Here is a 6,230-nt window from a genome sequence, read left to right as displayed (position 1 = left end):
TCTTCATAAGTCAATTTCATAATAAAAACACCCCAAAAGTTAGATTTTTTCTGTCTAACTTTTGGGGTGCAGTTCAAATCAATAGTTTGATTTGGACTTTTTGTTTGTCGTTTATCTGTATGACGAATGAGAATAATTTTAGTCGATTTGCGGACTTATTTTACAATTGCTTCACACGTCCATTTTCATCAAAATGATAAGTCACACCATTGATGGTACGAGTTTGGTTGGTGACGAGCTCACCAGAGTTGTCATCGTAGTAACGAGTTCCCTTGTAGTCTGTAACGAAATCGCCCTTCACTTGTTTACCTTCATAATCGAAGTAGAGGTGTTGACCATTGATGACTTGATCAAAGAGGAGGGCCTTACCATCCTTACCGAAGTAGTACCAGTTGCCCTTCCAATTAACGAATTGGTTAGTTACCGCAGCACCTGTTTCAGCATCGAAGTAGTAGTAACTGTGGATTTTAGGTTCGATGATAGTACTACTAGATGTCCGAGGATATCTAGTAGACTCTTTTTGCTCAGGACTAAGCACTTTATCTTTTGCGAGATAACCAGTAACTAAGCTTGTAGACTCTGTATTATCGAGATAATAGAGTTTCCCATCGATTTCTTGAAGACCGAGAAGTTTATTACCATTTTCATCAGTATAGTACCAATCGCCACCTACTTGATGGAATCCTTTTTCTCTGACTGCTGCTCCAGTAACCTCATCGTAGAAAGGTCCTGAACCGGAAGGCCCAAAAGTTCCTTGACGGGCTTGTCCATTTTCATAGAACGAATAGATTACACCATTAATGGTATGAGAACCAGAAAGTGGTTTACCATCTTTATCATAATAGAAGAGCCCATTATCAGCACGAACAAATTGGTTCCGTGGGACTTCCTTCTGTTCACCGGTATCCTTATCATAGTAGTGGCCATTTTTAACTTCGTTTTTGAATTGTGTTCCGAGGTGGTCGTCAAAGTAGACAGGGACACCATCAATGGTATGAGCACCTTTTAGAATATTGCCTTGCTTATCTGCATAGAACCACTTACCTCGAGTTGTAAAGTAACGCCCCTTAACAAGTTCACCAGTATTCTTGTCATAATACTTAACTGGGATACCAAAGACAACAAAGCTATCATAGAGAACATTAATACCATCTTTATCTACAAAGCCATCTTTAGCTTGTGTTCCAAATATTCTATCAAAATGTACCTGAACACCATTGATGACATGGTCACCTTTAAGGATTTTGCCATTTGAACCGACATAATACCACTGGTTATTAATATTATGGAAACGATTCTTTTCAAGTGTGATTCTCGCACCAGAGTCTTTATCATAGTAGTAACCGTCGTCTCCAAAATCGCCTTTAACTTGTCGGCCATAATAAGAATCAAAGTAGACAGGGACATTATTTATGGTTTGTGAACCTTTTAATGGTTTGCCCTCAGCATCCACATAGTACCAATATTTATCTATATTGACATAACGGTTGGTTACAAGTGCACCAGTTGAGGCATCGTAGTATTTACCATTACCTCCGAAGCCACCTTTCACTTGGGCACCGGTCTTTTTATCGAAGTAGTACTCTTTACCATCAATACGAGTAGCACCCTTCATGGCTACACCTTTTGCGCCAACGAAGTAGCTCTTATCGTTGACTGTTACGAATCGGTTGCTTACTAGCTTACCAGTGTGTTCATCATAATAGCGGTTATCCTTGTCAAAATTCCCTTTAATTTGAACACCATTTTCATCGAAATAGAGCTGAGCCCCATTAATGATATGGCTGCCCTTTATAATTTGTCCTCTATCATTGAGATAGTACCATTTTCCTTTGATTTCAACAAAACGATTGGTTCCTAAATTAACGAAAACACCATCCTGATCGTAAAAGTGTCCATTAGGAGCAAAGCGATCAATGATTTGAGTCCCAAATTTATCGTCAAAGTAGGATGATCGACGATTAATTCGATACTCACCATACACAGGATTTCCATCTTCATCTAGATAGTAACGTTCATATTGTTTCGTATCGTTGCTGTAGGCCACGATAAATTGATTTTTGAGAAGAGCACCAGAATCTTTATCATAGAAATTTAGTTTTTTAGCATCATTAGGGTCTTTAGCAAAAACGCCTTTAGCTTGAATGCCATTTTCTTTATCGAAATAGACTTGAACCCCATCTATGGTTTGTGGTCCAGTCAGATCCTTACCATTGGCATCTCTGTAATGCCATTTGCCGTTTTGGTCGCTGTAATATTGACCGCCTGTAACGTTTAAGTCCTCATTGATAACAGGAGTTGTCGCAGTTGTTTCACTAGTGGTACTGTCTCTTGTTGAAGCTGTGTGTGCTTCAACGTTGGCTGTTTCAGTAGGTGATTGACTTTCATTAGTGCTTGCTGAAGCCCTTTCTCTAGCGTTTTCCGAACTTGCTAACTCTGGAGCAACTGTTGAACTTTCAGCAGAAGCAGTTGCCTCAATTCCCTTTGTTTCAACTAAATCTGCTGTTGTTTCAAGATTGGCAGTAACACTTGCTGTCGTGTCATTCTTGAGTGTTTCACTAGCAGTTACTTCATCCGCAAAAGCAGCTCCTGCAATAAGTGCAAAACTAGCAAGAGCAGATGCACATGAAAACGCAATCAGATACTTTTTAGATGCGTGTTTTTTGGCCTTATCATTTTTTTCCATAATAAATACCCCCTTTTAATTTATATTATAAGACAATAAGAAAGCCTTTTCAAGATTAAAATGAAAAGGCTTTCTTATAATGTGAAAAGGAGTAGACAAAAAAGAAAAGTATGCTTTTCTTTGAATATTAAGTGAGATGTTGCCAGTTCTTACTAAATCCAAGATTCATAAAAAACAAAAAAATCCAGGACCTGAGCCCTGAATTTAGGAGATTATGAAAAAGAAAAGTTTTAGGATAGTTATAGTATATAAATCAAATCCTAAAGTTTGCTTAAAGTAGACAAAAATTATTTTCTTGGATTTTTAAAAGGAAGTTGAAATAAATCAACTTCCTTTAGTATAGATATATTTTGAGAAAAAATTAGTCTACTTTCCTACATTCTCTAAAATTGCTTCGCACGTCCATTTTCATCAAAGTGATAAGTCACACCATTGATGGTACGTGTTTGGTTGGTGACGAGCTCACCAGAGTTTTCATCATAGTAACGAGTTCCCTTGTAGTCTGTAACGAAATTGCCCTTCACTTGCTTACCTTCATAATCAAAGTAGAGGTGTTGACCATTGATGACTTGATCAAAGAGGAGGGCCTTACCATCCTTACCGAAGTAGTACCAGTTGTCCTTCCAATTGACGAATTGATTGGTTACCGCAGCACCTGTTTCAGCGTCGAAGTAGTAAGTTGGGTTGTCTTCTGCTCTATTTGGGAAGGAAATATAAAAGTAAGGTCTAGCTAATTGTCCACGAACTTGTTCGTGCGTTTCGTATTTGTTCATTGGATTGTTAGAGAAGAAATAAAGCTTACCATCAATTTCTTTAAGTCCCCTTGCCTTAGTACCATTAGCATCAATATAGTACCAGTCCTTACCAACTTGAAGGAATCCAGTTTTATTTACAGCAGCCCCTGTTTCTTTATCGTGATAAGGAAAGGACCCATAGATTTCGAAAGAATCTCGAAGAATTTCACCATTATTTAGTATGTAATAATCCTTACCATCAATGGTTTTATTTCCTTTTTGACCTTTGCTATCAAAGTAGTACAACTTATCTCCTACCTTAACAAATTGATCACGAGGAACATCTTGGCGAACTCCAGAATCTTTATCATAGAAATAGCCATCAGCGATAATACCTTTAGCTTGAACTCCATAATCATCAAAATAAACGTGTACCCCATCAATGGTTTGTGAGCCTTTAAGGATATTTCCTTCCACATCTGCATAGTACCATTTACCATCATGGCTGAAGTATTGACCTTTTACAAGAGCGCCGGAATCTTTATCGTAGAACTTACTAGGTTTATTGTATGCATTGTATTTTTTTTTGTTTATTAGTCGTCCATTCGAATCAATGAAGCCGCCTTTAGTCTGTATACCGTCATATGGATCAAAATGAACTTTTACCGCGTCAATAGTTTGTTCGCCCTTGAGAATTTTACCCTCATCATTGACGTAGTACCAATTATCATTAACCTGGACGTAGCGGTTTGTTCCTAAATCTACTTTGGCCCCAGAATCTTTGTCATAGAAGTATCCATCATTACTAAAGACACCTTTAGCTTGCTTACCACTATAAGAATCAAAGTATACAGGAATATTGTTAATGGTTTGAGAACCTTTAAGCCGTTTACCGTCATTACCTACGTAGTACCAGTCTTTGTCGACTTGGACATAACTATTGGTTACGAGAGCACCAGTGATTCCATCATAATATTTATCGTTAGTTGCGAAATTTCCTTTGACTTGGGCTCCAGTTTTCTCATCAAAGAAGTATTCAATGTTGTCAATGACTGTTGCCCCTTTGATGGCTTTGCTATCGGCTCCAATAAAGTAGGTTTTGTCTTTAACTGTTACGAAACGATTAGTAACTAGATTTCCAGAGTCTTTATCGTGAAACTGCATTTTATAGTCAAAGTCTCCCTTAACTTGGATACCGTTGTAGCCAAAGTAGACGTGAGCACCATCAATAGTTTGTGCATATTTGAGAATAGCACCATCCTTACCCACATAGTACCAGTTACCTTTGATTTGAACATAACGGTTGGTACCTAGGTCAACTCGGTTACCATCCTGATCATAGAAGTAGCCATCGTCACCAAAATTGTCGAAGACTTGTTTTCCGTTAAATTCAAAGTAGACTTGTTTACCATCTATTATTTTAGAACCTCTTACACGAGAACCCTGATTATCCACATAGTAACGTTCATTTTGGCGGGTATAGTTATCGTAGGCAATAACGTAGTTATTAGTAATTAATGCACCCGAATCTTTATCGTAATAGTGTTCAGTATTGTCAGTATCATCTTTAACAAAATACCCTTTAACTTGAATACCATTTTGATAGAAGTAAACCTTAACGCCATCAATGGTTTGTGGTCCCTTTAAAATAGCATCATCATTTCCAGCATAGTACCATTCCCCGTTTAATTCGAAATAGCGGTTTGTTCCGAAATCCACTTGCTTACCGTCCTTGTCATAATAACGGTCATCAGGAGCAAAATTGTTTGTAATTAGTTCCCCGTGTTTATCAAAATAATTCCATGCTCCATTAATTTCTTTGGGTCCGATTACTTTATTACCATTTTCATCAACGTAATAGGTTCTACCATATTCTTTAACGAATTTATTAGTAACAAGAGCACCAGAGTTTTTGTCATAATAGTGATTGTCCCAGCCAAAGTTCCCTTTAACCTGAACACCGCCTGGAGTGAAGTAGACCTTAACGCCATCAATAGTTTGTGGTCCAGTCAGGTCTTTACCACTAGCATCTTTGTAATGCCAGTAGCCATTCTTATCACTGTAGTATTGACCACCGGTGACATTTGTTTCACCGTTTGAAGTTTTGTTAGCTGTTGCTGTCTCACTGGCAGCTCGGTCTGTAGTTACAGTTTCGCGTGTTTGGCCTGAGGCTGATTCTGCAGGTGATTGACTTTCACTTGCAGTTATTGAAGCTGTTTCACTGGCAGTTTCAGAGCTTGCAGCAGAAGTTGTGGCTTGTTCTGAGACATTTGTAGTGCTTTCAGTGCTGGCTGCCTTTTCGGTAGTAGCAGGAGCTTCGACAACTTTAGTTTCTACGAGGTCTGCTGTGGTTTCCACATTGGTTGTGGTAGCAGTAGTTGCATCAAGGTTTGATGTGTTGTCAGCTTTAGCTTCCTCAGCGAGGGCAGGTCTTGCGATAAAGGCAAAACTTGCAAGAGCAGTTGCACATGAGAATGCAATCAGACGTTTTGTGGACTTTTGTCCGGTAAAATTAGAATGTACTTTCATAATTTTTCCTCCATTTCCTAAGTCCTATTATAGCGCTATTTTAGAGACTTTCAAGAAAATATAAGAAATTTAGACAAAAATAAGAAAACGATTACATTTAAAAGTGTCTAACAAGGTAAAATTCACAATTTTTGCAGTCCTTGTAACTTAAAAAACAAAAAAATCCAGGACCTATGCCCTGGATTTTAGGAGATTATGAAAAAGAGGCTCTATAATTTCTGTAGTGGGTAAAACCACTGTAGAGATTATAGAGCTTTTTAAGTGTACACAAAAAGTCCCAT

Annotated in this window: 2 protein-coding genes; both read right to left on the bottom strand. The window is 38.0% G+C overall.

What is annotated here, in order from left to right; all coding sequences use genetic code 11:
• Positions 1-160 precede the first annotated feature (160 nt).
• Complete coding sequence (locus H7U02_RS11145) at positions 161-2,686, bottom strand: N-acetylmuramoyl-L-alanine amidase family protein (RefSeq protein WP_155198597.1); 2,526 nt, start codon at positions 2,684-2,686, stop codon at positions 161-163.
• 383 nt (positions 2,687-3,069) lie between these two features.
• Positions 3,070-5,949: a glucosyl transferase gene (locus H7U02_RS11140; protein ID WP_201043376.1), complete on the bottom strand. Its 2,880-nt coding sequence runs from the start codon at positions 5,947-5,949 to the stop codon at positions 3,070-3,072.
• Between the last annotated feature and the right edge of the window lie 281 nt (positions 5,950-6,230).

Source organism: Streptococcus sp. 3.1, from assembly GCF_016648915.1.
GTDB classification, from domain to species: domain Bacteria; phylum Bacillota; class Bacilli; order Lactobacillales; family Streptococcaceae; genus Streptococcus; species Streptococcus salivarius_E.
The sequence above is the reverse complement of the archived record's forward strand: the minus strand, read 5'-3'. Positions and strand labels throughout refer to the sequence as shown.

Bases quoted from the DNA above. Each gene is read 5' to 3' on its own strand.
- H7U02_RS11145 (WP_155198597.1), bottom strand. From the start codon at position 2,686: ATGGAAAAAAATGATAAGGCCAAAAAACACGCATCTAAAAAGTATCTG.
- H7U02_RS11140 (WP_201043376.1), bottom strand. From the start codon at position 5,949: ATGAAAGTACATTCTAATTTTACCGGACAAAAGTCCACAAAACGTCTG.